An 18,232-nucleotide genomic window follows, 5' to 3' on the forward strand; every position below is an offset into this window, starting at 1 on the left:
GCGGTGGTCGTGGGCCTGCAGGTGTACAAGGTCACCCGCGAGCCGGCCCTGGACCGGGAGGCATTGCGGGAGCAGGGCACCCTGGTGTTCGAGCAGCCCCGTCGGGTCAGCGCGTTTGAGCTGGTGGACCATCGGGGCGAAACGTTCACTCCGGAGCAGCTCAAGGGCCAGTGGACCCTGGCCTTCTTCGGCTTCACCCAGTGCCCGGATATCTGCCCCATGGCGATGGCGGAATTGGCCCGGACCATGGAAGCGCTCCCGCCGGAGTTGGCCGAGCGCACTCAGGTGCTGCTGGTCACCCTGGACCCGGCGCGGGACACCCCCGAGGTGCTGGCGGAATACGTGCCCTATTTTCACGAAGACTTCGTCGGTGTCACCGGCGAATTTCTGACCCTCAAGCGACTGGCCAACGAGGTCAATGTCGCCTTTGCCAAGGTCACTCAGAGCGACGACGATTACACGGTCGATCACAGCGGCAATATCGTCCTGTTCAACCCCATGGGCGATTACCACGGTTTCTTCAAACCGCCGTTTGATCCCACCCGGCTGGCTGAACACTACGGGTCCATCGTCGCGGCATTCCCGCACTAGCCGATGCGTTGACGACACGGCATCGAGCGGTGCCAAGTCGGTGACCCTGTTGGAGAGACGGCCCCATGTCGCTATCGTCCCACACGACCCATCAGGCCCGAACGTCGTCCGGCGTCAGCCTGTGGCTGCCCCTGGTGCTGATCGTCAGCCTGTTTTTCATGTGGGGCGTGGCGAACAACCTCAATGACATCCTGATCACCCAGTTCAAGAAGGCCTTTGTCCTGAGTGACTTCGCGTCGGGCTGGGTCCAGTCCGCGTTCTATTTCGGTTATTTTGCGCTCGCGATACCGGCTGCGGTGGCGATGAAACGCTTTGGTTATAAAGTGGCAGTGATCATTGGGCTGCTGCTGTATGGCCTGGGCGCGAGCCTGTTCTATCCGGCGGCGCTGGCGCACGAATACAGCTATTTTCTGCTGGCGCTGTTTGTCATTGCCAGCGGCCTGGCCTTTCTGGAGACCTCGGCCAATCCGATGATCGTCGCGATGGGCGATCCGGAAACCGCCGAGCGACGCCTGAATTTTGCCCAGTCGTTCAACTCCCTGGGAACCATTTCCGGAGTGCTGATCGGCCGCGAGTTTATTCTCTCCGGGGTGGAGCACAGCCCCGATGCGCTGGCGCGGATGAGTGAGGTAGAGCGCACGGCCTTCTATACCAGCGAGGTTCAGGCGGTCGCCGGCCCCTATCTGGCGATCGCCGCCGTGGTTTTTTTCTGGGCTCTGGCGGTCGCCTGCGTGCGCTTTCCCCCTTTGGGTAGCGGGTGTGAGCAGGACAAGCGGGAGTTCCGGTTGGCGGATTTTCGGGCCCTGCTGAAAGAGCGCTATTACCTGTTTGGCGTGGTGGCGCAGTTTTTTTATGTCGGTGCACAGGTGTGTATCTGGAGCTACATGATCCGCTACGGTCAGAGCGCTTTGCCCGGTGTGGGTGAAAAGGCCCTGGCCGATTATCTGGCGGCGTCTCTGGTGGCGTTTATGGTCGGCCGCTTTGTGGCCACCGGGCTGATGGGACGGATTGCGCCGGCCCGTCTGATGTTTGCTTACGCCCTGATCAGTGTCGGTCTCTGTGCGGTGGCGATATTGTGGCCCACACACCTGGGGCTACTGGCGCTGGTGTCCACCAGCTTTTTCATGTCTCTGATGTTTCCCACCATTTTTGCGTTGAGTCTGAAAGGGCTGGGGCCCCTGGCCAAGGCGGGATCGTCACTGTTGATCATGGCGATCATTGGTGGGGCGATCATTACCGCCCTGATGGGTCTGGTTTCGGATCTCACGCGTATTAACATTTCGGTCGTGGTCCCGCTGGGGTGTTTTCTGGTGGTGGCGGCCTTCGCCCGGCGTTCGGTGCGGGGTGCTGGATGACCGGTCTGGGGATCATCGACGCTCACCAGCACTGCTGGCAGTTGACGCGGCCCGAGTGTTCCTGGCCCACGCCGGACCTGCGGGCCATTTATCGCGATTTCGGTCCGCAGGACTTCTGGCGGGAGGCCGCCCCCCGGGGTGTGGTGGGCTCGGTTCTGGTGCAGTCCCAGCCGAACGAGGCCGATACCGATTATCTGCTGACGCTGGCCGAGCGCTGGCCCTCCATCCTCGGCGTGGTGGGCTGGACGGACCTGACCCGGGAGGCGGCCCCGGGGAGAATCCGGTCGCTGGCGCAGAATCCGTGGCTGAAGGGGTTACGGCCCATGCTCCAGGCGCTGCCAGAGGACGACTGGATTCTGCATCGGGCCAACCCGGACGCGCTGTCCGCCATGGCGGTGCAGGGGTTGGTGTTCGATGCCTTGGTGTGTCCGAGGCACTTGCCGGTTCTGCTGGAGCTGGCCCGCCGGCACCCGGATCTGACCATCGTGATTGATCACGGTGCCAAGCCGGATATCGCCCGGGGCGGGCTCGGTGGCTGGCAGCAGGGGCTCAAGGCGCTGGCGAGCTGTCCCCGGGTGTATTGCAAGCTCTCGGGGTTGGCCACCGAGCTGGCGCCGGGTCAGCCCTGGGAGGAGTTGCTTCCCTACCTGGATTCGGGACTGGAGATCTTCGGCCCCGAGCGGGTGCTCTGGGGCAGTGACTGGCCGGTGCTGAACCTGGCCGGAGACTACAGCCGCTGGTTGACCCTGGCGTGGCACCGGGTCAATGCCGTTACTCCGGGGCAGGAGGCGGCGGTGTTCAGGGGCAACGCCCGAGCGGTATACGGCCTGGCGATTTGAGTCTGGCTTTCCAAAAAAATGGCGCGTCGCAGGGCGTTGCCGTGAACGATCGGCCTTGGGATATTCCAGAATGAACGACGACAAAAACCGCAATAAAACCGCAAACGGCGAGGCGGACGCCGAGCGCAAATACAAGGCGCCCGCACTGGAGAAAGGTCTGGATGTGCTGGAGCTGTTGGCGAGCCGTCGTGAGCCCATGACCACCTCCCAGATAGCCGCCCATCTGGGGCGTTCGGTGAGCGAGCTGTTTCGCATGGTGTTGGCACTGGAGTACCGGGGTTATATCGTGCCCGCCGAGGGGCGCGATGGTTACACCCTCAGCAACAAACTGTTTACCCTGGGCATTGCCCGGGCACCCACCAAAACCCTGATTGAGCTGGCGCTGCCGGTCATGTCCGCGCTCGCCCGGCAGATCGGCCAATCCTGTCATATCGCCACGGCCTCCGGCGATCAGATTGTGGTGATCGGTCGCATCGAAAACCCGGGAGATCTGGGGTTTTCGGTGCGGGTCGGCTACCGGCGGCCCATGATTCAGGCGGCGTCCGGGTTGGCCCTCTACGGCTTTCAGAGCGGCGACACTCAGGCGGTGATGCGTGAACAACTGGCGGCGGCGGGCGAGGAAGCCCTGGCGGAGTTTATGGCCCGGGCCGAGGCGGCCCGGGAGCAGGGGTATGTGCGCACGCCCAGTGACTTCATCGACGGGGTGACCGACCTGTCGGCGCCGCTGATGGGGGCGCGGGGCGCTGTCGCGGCCCTCACCGTGCCGTTCGTGCGCTACCAACCGGAGCGTTGCACAGTGGACGAGGCGCTCAGCAAACTCCGTGCGGCGGCCACCGAGCTGTCCACCTTGCTCAGGCAGCACAGCCTGTAGCCATTGCCCGGACCGTCCCGCCGCGAAAAACCGGTTGACAGAGTACCGATTTTTACTTTTACTTGTGATCTGGTTTTTAATTATAAAAACTTTCGCAACGCTTCGGGCGATTTAAAAAGGGCTATTGTGACGCACTCCCGTTCTCTGCAACGCCGTACGCTGGGCCGCACGGCAATGACTCTGCCAACACTGGGATTCGGTGCGGCACCCATCGGCAACCTCTACCGCCCCCTCCCGGAGGAGCAGGCGCAGGCTGCGGTGGCGCAGGCGCTGGCGGAGGGTATCGACTACTTTGATACCGCCCCCCATTACGGTTTTGGCCTGAGCGAACAGCGCCTGGGCCCGGCGCTGGCGGGGCGGCCGGTAACCCTGTCGAGCAAAGTGGGGCGAACCCTCCAGCCCGTTGATCCCGGAGCACGCAACGAGGTCCGCTTCGGCTTTGCCGGGGCGGCGGATTTTACCCCTGTCTTTGATTACGGTTATGACGCCGTGCAGCGTCAACTGGCGGCTAGCGCCGAGCGCCTCGGGCGGCTTCCCGATATTGTCTACGCCCACGACCTGGGCCCGGTGACCCATGGCGAGCAGGATAGGTGGTTCTGGCGGCAGTTTCGCACCGGCGGTTACCGGGCGCTGCAGGAGCGCAAGGCAGCCGGAGAAATCCAGGCGATTGGGTTGGGCGTCAATGAGGTTGCCGTGTGCGAGCGGGCGCTGGGGGAATTGGAACTGGACGTCCTGCTGCTCGCCGGTCGCTACACCCTGCTCGAGCAGGGCGCACTGGTGCGCCTGCTGCCCGAGTGCCAAGCCCGGGGGGTGTCGGTGGTCGTCGGCGGCGCCTTCAACTCCGGCGTGCTCGCCACCGGGGTGCACACCGCCGGCCCCCACTACTACAACTATGCCCCGGCGCCGGCCTGGGTGATCGATCGGGTCGCCGCGCTCGAGGCGGTCTGCGCCGAGTTTGCGGTGCCATTGCCCGCCGCCGCGCTGCAATTTCCCGCCGCCCATCCGGCGGTGGCATCGGTGATTGCCGGCTGTGCCAGCGCTGCGGAAGTGAGTCGCGCGCGCCTCTGGATGGATCAGCCGATTCCGACAGGGTTCTGGAGCGCACTGAAATCCCGGGGCCTGCTCCCGGAGACGGCGCCCTGTCCGGTGGAGGCGTCTTGAGCCATGTCCGAGACCACACCCGTTTCGACCGATGCCCTGATATTGCTGCACCCGGACGACAACGTACTGGTGACCACCCGAAGCCTGCCCGAGGGCACCGAGATTACCCTGGATGGCCAGGCGCTGGTGTTGAACGGCGCACTGCCGGTGGGCCACAAGCTGGCCCGTCACGCGCTGGCCGCCGGCGACAGGGTTCTCAAATACGGGGTGCCGATCGGCTCCCTGTTGGCCCCGGTGGCCCGGGGCGACTGGGTGCATATGCACAACCTGAGCAGCGATTACCTGGCCAGCCATACCCGTGCGTCCGGCGGCCAGGTCAGCCCACCGTCACAGGAGCCGCCTAATGACTGACTCCATAGCTCCGCTTCGGGGTTTTGTCCGCGCCGATGGCCGCAAGGGTATTCGCAATGTGGTGCTGGTCGCCTATCTGGTGGAGTGTGCGCATCATGTCAGCCGCCGGATCGTCCAGCACTTCGACGACCTGGATGTACACCTGATCGGCTTCCCGGGCTGTTTTCCCAATCAATACGCCGGCAGGATGATGCGCTCGTTGACCACCCACCCGAACGTGGGCGCGGTCCTGCTGGTCTCTCTGGGGTGCGAGAGCATGGACCGGGACGGCCTGCGGGAGCACATCGCCGCGTCCGGCCGACCCGTGGAGTTGCTGGTGATACAGGAGGCCGGTGGCACCGCCGCCACCATCGCGGCGGGGATCGAGAAGGTCGAGGCCATGGGTGTCGAGTTGGCCGGTCAGACACCAGTTCCCATGGCCCTGAACGAGCTGGTGGTGGGCACCATCTGCGGGGGCAGCGACGGCACCAGTGGCATCACCGCCAACCCGGCCGTGGGGCGCTGCTTTGATCATCTGGTGGCGGAAGACGCCGCATGCGTCTTTGAGGAGACCGGCGAGCTGATCGGCTGCGAAAACATCATGGCGCAGCGGGCTCTGACTCCGGAACTGGGGGAGCTGATTCAGGCCTGTGTGGCCAAGGCGGAGCGCTACTATCGGACCATGGGATTCGGGAGCTTTGCGCCGGGCAATGCGGATGGCGGACTCACCACCCTGGAAGAAAAATCCATGGGAGCCTATTCCAAATCCGGCGCCTCGCCCATCAGCGGTCTGATCAAACCCGGCGATATTCCGCCCGCGGGCGGGCTCTATCTGCTCGATGTGGTGCCCGATGGCGAGCCCCGGTTCGGTTTCCCGAATATTGCCGACAACGCCGAGATTGTGGAAATGATTGCCAGTGGTTGCCACCTCACGCTGTTCACCACCGGCCGCGGCTCGGTGGTGGGGTCGGCCATCTCGCCGGTCATCAAAGTGTGCGCCAACCCCGAAACCTACCGCCGCCTGAGCGGGGACATGGACGTGAACGCCGGGCGGATTCTCACCGGCGAGGCCAGCCTGGATGAGGTGGGAGAGGAGATCTATCAGCGCGTCAGAGCGGTTGCCGCCGGCGAGCGCTCTGTGTCCGAAGCCCTCGGGCACCAGGAATTCATCCTGACCTATAAATCGTTTGAGCCCATTGGGCCCGGCTGCTTGCCGGTGCGCCAGGGCTGAGGCATTCATCAGGCCCGAACCGGGTGCTATGATCGCACTGACCAATAATCACAATGAGGACAATACCCATGATTCGAAGGACTCCCGCGCTTTTACTGATGCTACTGGCAACCCTCTCGGGCTGCACCACCTCCGGCGAGCCGGAGCACAAGACTGACCAACAGGAGGCTACCGTGCCCGCCTTGACCCTGGCGCCCCTGGAAGAGGAGTGGGCCATCGACTGGTGGATGCCCCGTCACGAGGAAAAGCTGGCCGCCCGGGCGAGCGATCCGGAACTGGTGTTTCTGGGCGACTCCATTACCCAGGGCTGGGAAGGTGAGGGGGCCGAGGCGTTTGAAGCGACGTTTGGTCAGTGGCGTACCCTGAACCTGGGGTTCAGCGGCGACCGCACGGAAAACGTGCTTTGGCGGCTGGAGCACGGGGAAGTGGAGGGCATTGATCCGAAGCTCGTGGTGATGATGATCGGGACCAACAACACCGGACACCGGATGGATCCGCCGGAGGATGTGGCGGCCGGGGTCACGGCGATCGTCAACGAACTGCGCCAGCGGTTGCCGGACACCAAAATTCTTCTGCTGGCCATCTTTCCCCGGGGTGAAACACCCGCCGATGAGATGCGGACCAACAATCGCGACATCAACCGGATGATCCGGTCTCTGGCGGATGGCTCAGAGGTGTTTTACGCCAATGTGAACCGGGTGTTCATGGACGGACAGGGCCAGTTGCACTCCGACATCATGCCGGACCTGCTGCACCCCAACGCCGAGGGCTACGAGCGCCTGGCGGAGGCGCTGAAGCCGATGGTTCAGTCCCTGATGACCCGGGGAACGCTGCCGGCGCAAGAGCGCTGATCCCAGTCCCCGGACCTGCCGGTGCTCACTTCCGGGAGATGGCTCAGGCGGCCTGAGCCGTTTCCGATGACGCCAGCGCCTCTTCGGGGGCGCTGGTGTGCCACTGCACCTGATCACTGTAGTGCAGCAGATGAATCTGTCCCTGGTGATCTTCCAGCAGGGCAGTGCAGCTCTCGATCCAGTCACCGGTGTTGGCATAGTGCATGCCGTTCTGCTCCAGCAGCGCGGCGGCGTGGATATGCCCGCAGATCACCCCGTCAAAGCCCCGCCGCCGGGCCTCTTCCATGGCCTCGGTCTGGTAGGTCTCAATCGCGGCCCGGGCACCTTTGATATTGCTCTTGATCAGCCCGGCCAACGAAAAGTAAGGGCGACCGAACCAGCGCCGGAAACGGTTGGACCAGCGGTTGATGAACAACAGCAGCTCGTAGGCCAGGTCGCCGCCAAAGCGGGTAATCCAGCTCAGGTTGATATAGGCGTCCATGGCATCGCCGTGCATGATCAGCCAGCGTCGGCCATCGGCGCTCTGGTATTCGTGCTCCTCGGCGATTTCGATCGGCCCGAACAGGTCGCCGTCGAAGCGCCGCATGGGCTCATCGTGGTTGCCGGGCACGTAGATCACCCGCACGCCTCGCCCGGCGAGCTCATAGAGCTTGAGCATCACCTGGTAGTGTTCGGCGGGCCAGCAGAAGCGCTTTTTCAGCGCCCAGAAATCGATCACATCCCCCACCAGATAGAGCGTGTCACACTGGATGTCGTCCAGAAAACGCAACAGATATTGCGCCTTGCAGTCCCGGTTACCCAGGTGCAGGTCGGAAATCCAGATGGTTCGGCTGTTGATCAGTGGTGAGAGGTGTTTGGACGCCCGGTGTGGGGCTTGCATTGCGGGAGAGGTTGCGTCGGTCATTGAGGGTGTCCCGTCGGCCTATGATGCGAACAGTCTGGCGATGGGCAATGACGAAACGACAACAATGCGATGAAAATTTGATGACAGGAGCGCACTGCGGCGCCCCGGGTCGGGTCAGTGAGGTTCGCCGCTCTGGCTCAACCAGTCCAGCACCGCATAGCGGCTCTCCAACATATCCCGATACACTTTCAGCACCTGGGGGTTGGGATTGGTCTGGCTTTCGAGGCGGTGGAGGCGGTCGGTAAGGAAGGCGATATCCTGATGCACCTTCGCGGCGATAGCGTCACCGCGCACCGATTCTCTGCCGATGACGACGTTGGGGCTGGCCATAAGCACGTTCCTTCTGCACAACGTGAGTAGATAACCCAGTATTGCACAAAAATCGCACAATGAAAGCCGTCCGACGAAAATAATTTGCCCGGCTAAACCTCCGCCCGGCGCAGCAGCGAGAGGACAAACAGCCCCGTGGCGCACAGTACAATGGAAGGGCCCGCCGGACTGTCCCAATAGAAGGACGCCGCCAGCCCCCCGAGCACCGACAGCGCGCCAAGTAGGCTGGCGCCCAGAGCCATGGTTTCCGGGGTGTGGGTCAGCCGGCGGCTGGTGGCGGCGGGGATGATCAGCAAGGCGGTGATCAACAGCACCCCGACCACCTTCATGGCAATGGCGATCACCAGGGCCATCAGCAGCATCAGGGCGGTGCGCACGGCGGTGACCGGAACCCCTTCCACCCGGGCCAGATCTTCATGCACGGTAATCGCCAGTAGCGGTCGCCAGAGCAGGAACAGCAGGACGGAGACCAGCACCGAGATCACCCAGATGGTGACCACATCCCCGGCGCTGGCGGAGAGAATGTCCCCGAACAGGTAGCCCAGCAGATCGATGCGGCTGTTGGTAAACAGGCTCACCATGACCAACCCCAGGGCCAGGGTGGAGTGAGACAGGATCCCCAGCAGAGTGTCGGTGGCCAGAAACCGGTTGTGCTGCAGGGCCACCAGAATCAGCGCCAGGAGCAGACAGCCCAGTGCCACGGCAAGATTCAGGTTGATGTTCAGAAGCAGCCCGAAGGTTACCCCGAGCAGTGCGGAGTGGGCCAGGGTGTCGCCAAAATAGGCCATCCGGCGCCAGACCACGAGTGCCCCCAGGGGGCCCGCGACCAGAGTTACTCCGAGGCCGGCCAGCAGGGCATAGAGTAGAAAGTCAGGCATGCCGGTGTTGGTCCTTTTCCACAATGTTGCCGTGATCGTCGTGGGTGTGGTCGTGATGGTGGGTATAGGGCGCCACCAGGGGCTTGGCGCTCTCGCCGAACAGGGCGATATACGCCGGGTCGTTGGTCACATGCTCGGGGTGTCCGTGGCAGCACACGTGCTGATTCAGGCAGATGACCGTATCGGTGGTCGCCATGACCAGGTGCAGATCGTGGGATACCAGTAACACCCCGCACTGGCGCTGGCGACGGATATCATTGATCAGCCGGTACAGGGCCTCCTGGCCGGTCACATCCACCCCCTGCACGGGTTCGTCCAGAACCAGGAGATTCGGGTCGCGCAGCAGCGCCCGGGCGAGCAGCACTCGCTGGGTTTCGCCGCCGGACAGATTGCTCATGGTGGCCCCGGTCAGCGCCTCGATGCCGGTCAGTGCCAGCACTTCGTCCAGGGGCAGGCGCGGTGTGCCGCCCAGGGTGAGAAAGCGTTTGACGGTCAGGGGCAGGCTCGGATCGATATGCAGTTTCTGGGGCATATAGCCAATGCGCAGCCCCGGGCGGCGCTCGATCAGGCCCTCATCGGGCTGAATCAGCCCGAGCACGCAGCGCACCAGGGTGGTCTTGCCCGCGCCATTGGGGCCAATGAGGGTGACGATTTTGCCTGCTTCCAGGGTCAGGTCCGCGCCCTGAAGAATGTCTCTACCGCCCCGGCGCACTCCGATCTGGCGGGCGGTCAGCAGCGGTTCACTCATGGGCATGCTCCCGGCAGTCGGGGCACAGACCGGTCACCTCCAGGGAGTGGCCTTCCAGTTGAAAGCCGGCGTTGTCCGCATTGGCCTGAATGGCTTGGGTTATGGCGTTGCTTTCCATCTCCACGGCGACGCCGCAGGCCCGACAGAGCAGAAAATGACTGGGGTGGCGGTGTTCCGGGCTGGGGCAGCCGACGTAGGCGTTCAGGCCGTTGATCCGGTGGATCAAGCCCTGCTCCAGCAGAAAATCGAGCGCCCGGTACACGGTGGGGGGAGCTACTCGACGGGTGGAGGCCTCTGCCAGCTGATCCATCAACTGATAGGCGCCCAAGGGCTTGTGACTTTGCCATACCAGCTCGAGCACCTGCTCGCGCAGCGGCGTCAGACGCGCCCCGCGTTCGGTGCACAGGCTGCGCGCGGATGCCAGGGCACTGCGCACGCAGTGGCCGTGGTTGTGATGTCGAAAGGCGATGGGGGTGTCGGTCATGACCGTGCCTCGAAGCAAATGCTTTACTGCAAAGATGTTACACTATAACCTTTTACGCCCAATCACGCGAGTGTCTGACTATGCTGCCACCCAAGCCCCTGTTGTCATCCTGGTTTGCCGGATCTGCCGGTGGACGCGGCGTCGGGTATGCGCTGCTTTTATTGTGGGCTCTGGCGGCACCGGCCCGGGCCGAGGTCGAGGTGTTGACCAGCATCAAACCGCTGGCGCTGATCGCCGAGGCGGTGGTGGGGGACCAGGGCCGGGTGAGTCACCTGTTGCCGCCCAACGCCTCCCCCCACGACTACCCGCTGAAAGTCTCCGATATGCAGCGACTGGCGCAGGCCGACCTGGTGCTCTGGGTGGGTGAGGAGCTGGAGACCTTTTTGCGCCGTCCCCTTGGCAACCTGCCCGACGATCGACGTATGACCCTGATTGACTTGCCGACCCTGCACTGGCCGGATGGGGAGGAAGCACACGAAGGTCACGGCCATGAAACCGATCATTCAGACGGGCATCATCACGACCACGGCGGCCGGGATCCTCATCTCTGGCTGAACCCGGAGAATGGGCGGGGGATCGCCACCGCGTTGGCCGAGCGCCTGGCGGTATTGGCACCGGCCCAGGCCGAGGGCTTCCGGGCCAGAGCCGCGGCCCTGGCCGAGGTACTTGAGGCGCTGGATCAACGCCTCGAATCCCGGCTGCATCCGCTGAGGGAGAGACCCTTTGCGGTGTATCACGAGGGATACAGCCATTTTGTCAGCCACTACCACCTGAACCAGGTGGCCTCGGTCACCCTGTCCCCGGAGCGGCGTCCGGGGGCGCGACACCTGTACGAGCTGCGCCAGCAATTGCAGGGCGCTGTGTGCCTGTTCACCGAACCCTATTACGACATGAGTTCCGCCCGCAGCCTGGCGGATGAGCTCGATCTGAAACTCGGCGAGCTGGATCTGCTGGGCGCGACCGAGTCGACCGACACTTACCCTGAGCTGTTGGAAGCGCTCGGCGAGGCGGTGGCGACCTGTCTGCAGTAGCCGAAACGTGGACAAAAAAATCCCCGCCGGGCCAGAGGCCGGGCGGGGAGACAAGCGAGGAGAGTAAGTCGTTACGACGCCCGGTAGCAGCCACCGGGCGGGGAGAGTACAAAGTGCCCGCCGGAGGCGGGCGCAAGCGAGGGGTTAAAGGTCCGCCTGCAACTGACGGCTGAGCTTCTCGTTCAACCGCTCGTTGAGTTTTGCTTCCAGTTTCTCGTTCAGTTCCCGGGACTGCTTCTCCAGGTCCTGACGCATCAGGGTATCCTGCTCGGTGCTGTCGCTTTCCGGAAGATCCCACTGCATGGCGACGCCGGCTTCTGCCGCGGCGATGGCCATGTTGGGTTGAGCGCCGGCAGTAACCCCTTCGGCGGCCGCGTTGGCGGCAAACAATACAGATACGATCATCAGGCCAAGTGTCTTCATGGTTTCGCCCTCCATGGGTTTCCCCAGATGGAAGCTGCTCACCTTGGTATAGAGCAGCTTGTGAATGTGTGTTTAGAGGGATCGCCTCTATGTGTTACCTATAGTAACACAGTTGTTACTATAGTCTAGTGGTATTTCATATTGATGATAAAAAAGTGAGCGTTTTGTTAAGTAATTCGCATAGTTAGCGGTAATTCTGGAAGTGAAGCCTCAAAAATCACCGGGTAACAAGCCAGTAACAGACATCTGGTTATAAGGCGCGGCTGAATCCCCGCTCGGTTTTGGGGTATGCTTGCCCACAACCACATAGGATTAGACGCACAGCGTTGCAATTCAGATTCAGACTCAGAGACAAGTGACCTTATGACCCAGAAAGCCCCCCTGGTGTTGGTGGACGGCTCCTCCTACCTCTATCGCGCCTACCACGCCCTGCCGCCCCTGAATAACGCCAAAGGCCAGCCCACCGGGGCGGTGAAAGGTGTCATCAGTATGCTGCGCCGGCTGCTCAAGGACTTTCCGGAGAGCCCCGTTGCGGTGGTGTTCGACGCCAAGGGCAAGACCTTCCGCGATGAGTTGTTCGCCGAGTACAAATCCCAGCGCCCGCCCATGCCCGATGACATGCGCCCCCAGGTCCAGCCGATCAAGGACATTGTGGAGGCCATGGGCTTACCTCTACTGGTGATTGAGGGCGTGGAGGCCGACGATGTGATCGGTACCCTGGCCCACCAGGCCAGCGAGCAGCAGCGGGATATGATTGTTTCTACCGGTGACAAGGACATGGCGCAGCTGGTCAACCGCCACATCTCTCTGGTCAACACCATGACCGGCAGTCACCTCGATGAAGATGGGGTGAGGGAGAAGTACGGCTTTGAGCCGCCCCTGATGATCGACTACCTGGCCCTGATGGGGGACAAGTCCGACAATATTCCCGGCGTGCCGGGGGTCGGAGAAAAGACCGCCCGCGCGCTGATTGAGGGCCTGGGCGGCCTGGATGCAATCTACGACAACCTGGAGGCGGTGCGCGAACTGGGTTTTCGCGGGGCCAAAAAGATGCCGGAAAAGCTGGAAGAGCACCGGGATCAGGCCTACCTGTCCCGACAGCTGGCCACCATCAAAACCGATGTCGAGCTGGACCTGAGGCCGGAAGATATCGCCCGCGGGGAGCCGGATAACAATCGCCTGCGCGAGATTTTCACCGAACTGGAGTTTCGCACCTGGGTGGCGGAGCTGGAGCCAGCCACCGAGGAGGGCGAGGCGCCGACGGCCAGCGAGCCCGAGGTGGCGGTGGATTACGAGGTGGTCACCGAACAGGCGTCGCTCGATGCCTGGCTGAAGGCGCTCAAGAGTGCCGAGCTGTTTGCGTTTGATACCGAAACCACCAGCCTGCACGCCATGGAAGCCAAAGTGGTCGGACTGTCATTTGCCGTGGAACCTGGCAAGGCAGCCTATGTGCCCCTGGCGCACGATTACATGGGTGCGCCCGATCAGCTCGATCGGGACTCGGTGTTGGCGGCACTCAAGCCCCTGCTGGAGGATCCGAAAAAAGCCAAGGTGGGCCAGAACCTCAAGTACGACCGCAATGTGCTGCGCAATCACGGCATCGAGCTGCGCGGTATCGCCTTCGATACCATGCTGGAATCCTATGTGCTCAATTCCACCAGCGGCCGTCACGACATGGACAGCCTGGCGCTGCGCTACCTGGATTATCGCTGCACCTCGTTCGAGGACATTGCCGGCAAGGGCGCCAAGCAGCTCACGTTCAACCAGATCAAAATTGACGACGCGGCCCCCTACGCCGCCGAAGATGCCGATGTGACCCTGCGCCTGCATCGCCGCCTCTGGCCCGAGCTGGAGAAAACCGATTCCCTGAAGCGAGTGTTTACTGACCTGGAAATGCCGCTGGTTCCGGTGCTGGCCAATATCGAGCGCAACGGCGCGTTGGTGGACGGCAGGGTTCTGGGGGAACACAGCCGGCAGTTGGGTGAGCGTCTGGCGCAGTTGGAAAAAGAGGCCCACGAGATCGCCGGTCGGCCCTTCAACCTGGGCTCCACCAAGCAGCTGGGGGAGATCCTGTTCGACGAGCAGAAGTTGCCGGTGCTCAAGAAAACCCCCAAGGGTAAACCCTCCACCGCCGAGGAGGTTCTGCAGGAGTTGGCCCTGGACTATCCGCTGCCCAAGTTGCTGATGGAATACCGGGGGCTGAGCAAGCTCAAGAGCACCTACACCGACAAGCTGCCATTGATGATCAACAAGGCCACGGGGCGGATCCATACCTCCTATCACCAGGCGGTGACCGCCACCGGTCGGCTGTCCTCCTCGGACCCGAACCTGCAGAACATCCCCATTCGCACCGAGGAAGGCCGGCGCATCCGCCAGGCGTTCATCGCCCCCAAGGGCTACAAGGTGCTGGCGGCGGACTACTCCCAGATCGAGCTGCGCATCATGGCGCACCTGTCGGAGGATAAAGGATTGCTCAACGCCTTTGAGCAGGAGCTGGACGTTCACAAGGCCACCGCCGCCGAGGTGTTCGGTACCGAGCTGGACAAGGTCACCCCGGAAATGCGCCGGCGGGCCAAGGCGATCAACTTTGGCCTGATCTATGGCATGTCCGCCTTCGGTCTGGCGAAGCAGCTGCACATTGGTCGCCAGGAAGCTCAGGAATACATTGACCGCTACTTCGACCGCTACCCAGGAGTGCTGCGTTATATGGACAATACCCGCGCCCAGGCCCGGGAGCAGGGCTACGTCGAAACCTTACTGGGCCGGCGCCTGTACCTGCCCGAGATCAACGCCCGCAATGGCAACCTGCGCCAGGGTGCCGAGCGCACTGCCATCAATGCGCCCATGCAGGGCACCGCGGCGGATATCATCAAGGCGGCCATGATCGATGTGGATCGCTGGCTATTGAAGGAAAAGCTGGACGCCCGGATCATGATGCAGGTGCACGATGAACTGGTGCTGGAAGTGGCCGAAGGCCAGCTGGACGAGGTGCGCGAGGGTATTGTCGAGCGGATGTCGAAGGCGGCTGACCTGAAAGTGCCACTCTTGGTAGAGGCCGGGGTAGGGGATAACTGGGATCAGGCCCACTGAATTCTGGCCCTGTGATGCCGCGGGTAAAAAAAATTTTCAGAGGGAGTGAACTTTCGGGACCTATGCCCGGTCCCATAAAACATGAACAGTGTGTTTCATGTGCAACTCCCCTAACGTGGCATGACGCCACTTGGCTAACCGCTTTACTCAGCTACCCCGACCACTGGTCGGGTTTTTTTTGCCCGTCGATTGCGTGGCGCCGAGGCTTTACAAAACCTGACACATTCCGGAAGGCGGGGCCGGAACTTTCCTGAATGACCATCGTCTTAAAGAACAGACGCAACGATTGCAGTCTTTCCTCCGCTTAACTGGCGCCACCCCAAGGGTGCCAGTCATTGCCCCCGGCGGCCGCCCCCTGGTCGCCGGTTTTTTTATGTCCGGGGCTCAGAATCCTCACTTTCCTGTGCGACTTCCTGCGCCGGCGTCAGCCATTCGGTCAGTTTGCGCTTCAGATCGTCCACCCCGGTGCGCTTGAGTGATGAAAAACACTGGGCGGTGACCAGATCGCTCACGCCCGCCGCCTGCATCTGCTTGCGCACGGCCAGCAGGGTGCTGTTGGCCGGCCCCCGCTTGAGCTTGTCCGCTTTGGTCAGCAGGATATGCACCGGCATCTCCACTTCCACGGCCCAGTTGATCATCATGGAGTCAAACTCCTGCATGGGGTGGCGGATGTCCATCAGCAGCACCAGCCCCTGCAGGCAGTCGCGTTCCTGAAGGTACTCGGACAGGTTGCGCTGCCACTCCTCTTTCATGGCCCGGGCGACTTTGGCGTAGCCGTACCCGGGCAGATCCACCAGGCGCTGGCCTTCGCCCACGCTGAAAAAGTTGATTAGTTGGGTGCGCCCGGGCGTCTTGCTGGTTCGGGCCAGTTTGGAATTGTCAGTCAGGGTGTTGATGGCACTGGATTTGCCCGCGTTGGAACGCCCCGCGAAGGCGACTTCCAACCCGTTCTCCGGTGGACACTGATGAATACTGGGGGCGCTCTGTTCAAATGTGGCGCCGCGGAAGTTGATCTCTGTGGTCATAAAACCCTGCAAAAGCCTGTGTTATCCCATATAATGCGCGGTGCCCCCGTTGGGGCCCCGGCGCGAAAAGTGGCCCTGGGGCCGAGTGGGGCAGCCGATTGTAGCCCGTAGGCGGCCAAATGTCGCCCGAACACTGCGGAGCGGGCCCCACAATAAACGAATTGACAGGTTAGCCAATGAAATATTCAGTGAAGCATTTGCTCCTCGCGCTGGGCGCACTGGTTTTGGTTCCGGGCGCAAGCGCCGCCGGTGACCCGGAAGCGGGCTCCGAAAAAGTGGCTGTATGCGCCGCCTGCCACGGTCAGGATGGTAACAGCCCGGCGCCGAGCTTCCCGAAGCTGGCCGATTTGGGCCAGCCCTATCTGTACAAGCAGCTTCAGGACATCCAGGCCTGGGATAATGCCACCGGAGAGGCCAAGGCCACGACTGGCCGTGAGGTGGTGCAGATGACCGGCATGCTCAAGGGCATGAGCGATCAGGACCTGCAGGATATTGCCGCTTACTACGCCAGTCAGAGCATGCAGTTGAGCGGTGCCCAGGAAATGCAGGTGCAGGTGAACTCGGGCGCTGAAGTTGATGCGCTGGCCCTGGGTGAGCAGATTTACCGCGCCGGCAATCAGGAGACTGGTGTGCCGGCCTGCATGGGTTGCCACGCACCGAATGGTCAGGGTAATGAGCCGGGAGCCTTCCCGCGCCTGGGTGGCCAGTACCCACAGTACATCGAGGCCCAGCTGCGCGCCTTCCGCGCCGGCGACCGTATGAACGATGGTGAGTCGATGATGATGCGTCTGAGCGCCAAAAACCTCAGTGACGCCGAAATCAAGGCGGTGGCGAACTACATCGGCGGCCTGAACTGATTGCACGGCGGGAACTAAACCCGCCGGTTCGGGCTCTGAGTCACGTTGACCGGGCCCGAGCCCTCCGATAATGAATAACGTGGAGCCAACTATGCGCATTGTGTTAGCTGTTCTGGCGATGATGGTATCGCTGACCGCCGTCGCCCAGACCCCCGAGAACGGAACCGACTATAAAGAAGGCGAGCACTACGAGACCCTGGCCGAGCCGGTCCCCACCAGCACCTCGGACAAGATTGAAGTGGTCGAAGTCTTTGCCTATACCTGTGGCCACTGCTACAACTTCGAGCCGCTGATTCGGGCGTGGAAAAAAGAGCAGAAAGATGATGTGGCGGTTGTGCAGACCCCCGCCATGTGGAACGCCACCATGGAGGCCTATGCGCGCGGCTTCTATACCGCAAAGGCCATGGAGCTGCTGGATGAAGTGCATATGGCCGTGTTCACCGCCGTGCATCAGGAAGGCAAACAGTTCCGCAGTGCCGAGCAGTGGGCCGACTTCCTGGAGACCTATGGTGCGGATCGCGAGCGGATACTGAAAACCTTCAACTCGTTTGGCATCACCAGCCAGGTGCGTCAGGCCGACGCCCGGGTTCGCGGTTACAAGATCACCGGCACCCCGGAAATGGTGGTCGACGGCAAGTACCGGGTCAGCTCCCGGATGACCGGCAGCCACAGCGAGATGCTGCGAGTGGTGGACCACCTGGTTGAACAGATTCGCCAGGGAGCGCTCTGACTACCTGAGTTCGCGCCAACGTGCTGACAACGCCCGCTCCCAGAGCGGGCGTTGTCGTTTCCGGGTCAGGAAAAAGGTCGTTTTGGCCGACAGTGCGGGCGGGGAACGGCTATACTGTCTGGGCAGTTTTCAGCAAACGCGGGATTTTTCATGACCCTCCGAACAACGGACGACGATACTTGGCGAGAAAAGTACCTGGATGCTCTGGACGCCCACGACGCGCTTGAGCGTCAGGCCGATGACCAATACCAGCGACTGCGCCGGGCCCTGGTGCAACTGAGCATTATTGCCGATGGGCAGGACCGCCAGTTGGACGAATTGCTGGATGAGCTGCGCAAAACCCTGCGCGGCGACCAGGCGCTGGAGCGTCTGCCCGAACTGACCGATCGGCTCGACCAGAGCGTAAGAAGTTTTGAGAGCCGAAAAGAGTCCGCCGATGTTGAGATCCTCGACGCCCTGACGGCTCTGGTCAAGCAACTGCAATCCCTGGGGCCACCCCGGGA

Annotated in this window: 19 protein-coding genes and 1 pseudogene; 13 read left to right on the forward strand and 7 right to left on the reverse strand. The window is 62.4% G+C overall.

What is annotated here, in order from left to right; all coding sequences use genetic code 11:
• The 8 genes from B3187_RS00600 to B3187_RS00635 all read left to right on the forward strand — a co-directional run.
• Positions 1–591: SCO family protein (locus B3187_RS00600; RefSeq protein WP_286804181.1), on the forward strand; the 591-nt coding region annotated here is incomplete at its 5' end.
• 65 nt (positions 592–656) lie between these two features.
• Positions 657–1,946, forward strand: a complete 1,290-nt coding sequence (gene fucP / locus B3187_RS00605; RefSeq protein ID WP_286804182.1) for an L-fucose:H+ symporter permease — start codon at positions 657–659, stop codon at positions 1,944–1,946.
• Complete coding sequence (locus tag B3187_RS00610; protein WP_286804183.1) at positions 1,943–2,785, forward strand: amidohydrolase family protein; 843 nt, start codon at positions 1,943–1,945, stop codon at positions 2,783–2,785. Before fucP ends, B3187_RS00610 begins: the two co-directional genes overlap by 4 nt.
• Positions 2,786–2,855: 70 nt before the next feature.
• On the forward strand, positions 2,856–3,656 hold the full coding sequence (locus B3187_RS00615; RefSeq protein ID WP_286804184.1) for an IclR family transcriptional regulator: 801 nt from the start codon (positions 2,856–2,858) through the stop codon (positions 3,654–3,656).
• 174 nt (positions 3,657–3,830) lie between these two features.
• Complete coding sequence (locus B3187_RS00620; protein WP_286804185.1) at positions 3,831–4,817, forward strand: aldo/keto reductase; 987 nt, start codon at positions 3,831–3,833, stop codon at positions 4,815–4,817.
• A gap of 3 nt (positions 4,818–4,820) precedes the next feature.
• Positions 4,821–5,168, forward strand: coding sequence for a UxaA family hydrolase (locus B3187_RS00625; protein ID WP_286804186.1), 348 nt, complete (start codon positions 4,821–4,823; stop codon positions 5,166–5,168).
• The gene (locus B3187_RS00630) at positions 5,161–6,378 is read left to right on the forward strand and encodes a UxaA family hydrolase (protein ID WP_286804187.1); all 1,218 of its coding nucleotides are present in this window, start codon (positions 5,161–5,163) and stop codon (positions 6,376–6,378) included. The genes B3187_RS00625 and B3187_RS00630 overlap by 8 nt, the downstream gene beginning before the upstream one ends.
• Positions 6,379–6,446: 68 nt before the next feature.
• Positions 6,447–7,229, forward strand: coding sequence for a platelet-activating factor acetylhydrolase IB subunit (locus B3187_RS00635; RefSeq protein WP_286804188.1), 783 nt, complete (start codon positions 6,447–6,449; stop codon positions 7,227–7,229).
• 43 nt (positions 7,230–7,272) lie between these two features.
• Here B3187_RS00635 and B3187_RS00640 read toward each other — a convergent pair whose 3' ends face one another.
• The 5 genes from B3187_RS00640 to B3187_RS00660 form a co-directional block, all read right to left on the reverse strand.
• On the reverse strand, positions 7,273–8,133 hold the full coding sequence (locus B3187_RS00640; protein ID WP_286804189.1) for a UDP-2,3-diacylglucosamine diphosphatase: 861 nt from the start codon (positions 8,131–8,133) through the stop codon (positions 7,273–7,275).
• Between the two features lie 114 nt (positions 8,134–8,247).
• A complete protein-coding gene (locus tag B3187_RS00645; RefSeq protein ID WP_123639427.1) occupies positions 8,248–8,463 on the reverse strand; it encodes a hypothetical protein in 216 nt (71 codons plus the stop codon).
• 92 nt (positions 8,464–8,555) lie between these two features.
• On the reverse strand, positions 8,556–9,341 hold the full coding sequence (znuB, locus tag B3187_RS00650; protein WP_024461895.1) for a zinc ABC transporter permease subunit ZnuB: 786 nt from the start codon (positions 9,339–9,341) through the stop codon (positions 8,556–8,558).
• Positions 9,334–10,089 (reverse strand): zinc ABC transporter ATP-binding protein ZnuC, encoded by a 756-nt coding sequence (znuC, locus tag B3187_RS00655; protein ID WP_286804190.1) that lies wholly within the window; start codon positions 10,087–10,089, stop codon positions 9,334–9,336. Before znuC ends, znuB begins: the two co-directional genes overlap by 8 nt.
• Positions 10,082–10,573 carry a Fur family transcriptional regulator gene (locus B3187_RS00660; RefSeq protein ID WP_286804191.1) on the reverse strand — a complete coding sequence of 164 codons (492 nt, stop codon included), beginning with the start codon at positions 10,571–10,573 and terminating at the stop codon, positions 10,082–10,084. The genes znuC and B3187_RS00660 overlap by 8 nt, the downstream gene beginning before the upstream one ends.
• Before the next feature lie 80 nt (positions 10,574–10,653).
• Between B3187_RS00660 and B3187_RS00665 the strand changes: the two genes are divergently transcribed.
• Positions 10,654–11,604 (forward strand): zinc ABC transporter substrate-binding protein, encoded by a 951-nt coding sequence (locus B3187_RS00665; protein WP_286804192.1) that lies wholly within the window; start codon positions 10,654–10,656, stop codon positions 11,602–11,604.
• Positions 11,605–11,748: 144 nt separating this feature from the next.
• Here the strand turns inward: B3187_RS00665 and B3187_RS00670 are convergent, their stop codons facing one another.
• Positions 11,749–12,027 (reverse strand): hypothetical protein, encoded by a 279-nt coding sequence (locus B3187_RS00670; protein ID WP_123639425.1) that lies wholly within the window; start codon positions 12,025–12,027, stop codon positions 11,749–11,751.
• 363 nt (positions 12,028–12,390) lie between these two features.
• Here B3187_RS00670 and polA point away from each other — a divergent pair, with 363 nt between their 5' ends.
• On the forward strand, positions 12,391–15,117 hold the full coding sequence (gene polA / locus B3187_RS00675; protein WP_286804193.1) for a DNA polymerase I: 2,727 nt from the start codon (positions 12,391–12,393) through the stop codon (positions 15,115–15,117).
• 371 nt (positions 15,118–15,488) lie between these two features.
• On the opposite strand, the gene yihA is transcribed toward polA, so the two are convergent.
• The gene (yihA, locus tag B3187_RS00680; RefSeq protein WP_286804194.1) at positions 15,489–16,142 is read right to left on the reverse strand and encodes a ribosome biogenesis GTP-binding protein YihA/YsxC; all 654 of its coding nucleotides are present in this window, start codon (positions 16,140–16,142) and stop codon (positions 15,489–15,491) included.
• A gap of 176 nt (positions 16,143–16,318) precedes the next feature.
• Here yihA and B3187_RS00685 point away from each other — a divergent pair, with 176 nt between their 5' ends.
• The 3 genes and pseudogenes from B3187_RS00685 to B3187_RS00695 all read left to right on the forward strand — a co-directional run.
• Positions 16,319–16,999 carry a c-type cytochrome gene (locus B3187_RS00685; RefSeq protein WP_024461902.1) on the forward strand — a complete coding sequence of 227 codons (681 nt, stop codon included), beginning with the start codon at positions 16,319–16,321 and terminating at the stop codon, positions 16,997–16,999.
• 91 nt (positions 17,000–17,090) lie between these two features.
• The gene (locus B3187_RS00690) at positions 17,091–17,729 is read left to right on the forward strand and encodes a thiol:disulfide interchange protein DsbA/DsbL (RefSeq protein WP_286804195.1); all 639 of its coding nucleotides are present in this window, start codon (positions 17,091–17,093) and stop codon (positions 17,727–17,729) included.
• A 150-nt stretch (positions 17,730–17,879) separates the two neighbouring features.
• Positions 17,880–18,232, forward strand: a pseudogene (locus B3187_RS00695) (GGDEF domain-containing protein); the annotation flags it as partial.

The sequence above is a fragment of the Marinimicrobium sp. UBA4209 genome (genome assembly GCF_002381585.1).
GTDB classification, from domain to species: domain Bacteria; phylum Pseudomonadota; class Gammaproteobacteria; order Pseudomonadales; family Cellvibrionaceae; genus Marinimicrobium; species Marinimicrobium koreense.

Coding starts and splice junctions, on each gene's coding strand:
- fucP (WP_286804182.1), top strand. CDS start 657: ATGTCGCTATCGTCCCACACGACCCATCAGGCCCGAACGTCGTCCGGC.
- B3187_RS00610 (WP_286804183.1), top strand. CDS start 1,943: ATGACCGGTCTGGGGATCATCGACGCTCACCAGCACTGCTGGCAGTTG.
- B3187_RS00615 (WP_286804184.1), top strand. CDS start 2,856: ATGAACGACGACAAAAACCGCAATAAAACCGCAAACGGCGAGGCGGAC.
- B3187_RS00620 (WP_286804185.1), top strand. CDS start 3,831: ATGACTCTGCCAACACTGGGATTCGGTGCGGCACCCATCGGCAACCTC.
- B3187_RS00625 (WP_286804186.1), top strand. CDS start 4,821: ATGTCCGAGACCACACCCGTTTCGACCGATGCCCTGATATTGCTGCAC.
- B3187_RS00630 (WP_286804187.1), top strand. CDS start 5,161: ATGACTGACTCCATAGCTCCGCTTCGGGGTTTTGTCCGCGCCGATGGC.
- B3187_RS00635 (WP_286804188.1), top strand. CDS start 6,447: ATGATTCGAAGGACTCCCGCGCTTTTACTGATGCTACTGGCAACCCTC.
- B3187_RS00640 (WP_286804189.1), bottom strand. CDS start 8,133: ATGACCGACGCAACCTCTCCCGCAATGCAAGCCCCACACCGGGCGTCC.
- B3187_RS00645 (WP_123639427.1), bottom strand. CDS start 8,463: ATGGCCAGCCCCAACGTCGTCATCGGCAGAGAATCGGTGCGCGGTGAC.
- znuB (WP_024461895.1), bottom strand. CDS start 9,341: ATGCCTGACTTTCTACTCTATGCCCTGCTGGCCGGCCTCGGAGTAACT.
- znuC (WP_286804190.1), bottom strand. CDS start 10,089: ATGAGTGAACCGCTGCTGACCGCCCGCCAGATCGGAGTGCGCCGGGGC.
- B3187_RS00660 (WP_286804191.1), bottom strand. CDS start 10,573: ATGACCGACACCCCCATCGCCTTTCGACATCACAACCACGGCCACTGC.
- B3187_RS00665 (WP_286804192.1), top strand. CDS start 10,654: ATGCTGCCACCCAAGCCCCTGTTGTCATCCTGGTTTGCCGGATCTGCC.
- B3187_RS00670 (WP_123639425.1), bottom strand. CDS start 12,027: ATGAAGACACTTGGCCTGATGATCGTATCTGTATTGTTTGCCGCCAAC.
- polA (WP_286804193.1), top strand. CDS start 12,391: ATGACCCAGAAAGCCCCCCTGGTGTTGGTGGACGGCTCCTCCTACCTC.
- yihA (WP_286804194.1), bottom strand. CDS start 16,142: ATGACCACAGAGATCAACTTCCGCGGCGCCACATTTGAACAGAGCGCC.
- B3187_RS00685 (WP_024461902.1), top strand. CDS start 16,319: ATGAAATATTCAGTGAAGCATTTGCTCCTCGCGCTGGGCGCACTGGTT.
- B3187_RS00690 (WP_286804195.1), top strand. CDS start 17,091: ATGCGCATTGTGTTAGCTGTTCTGGCGATGATGGTATCGCTGACCGCC.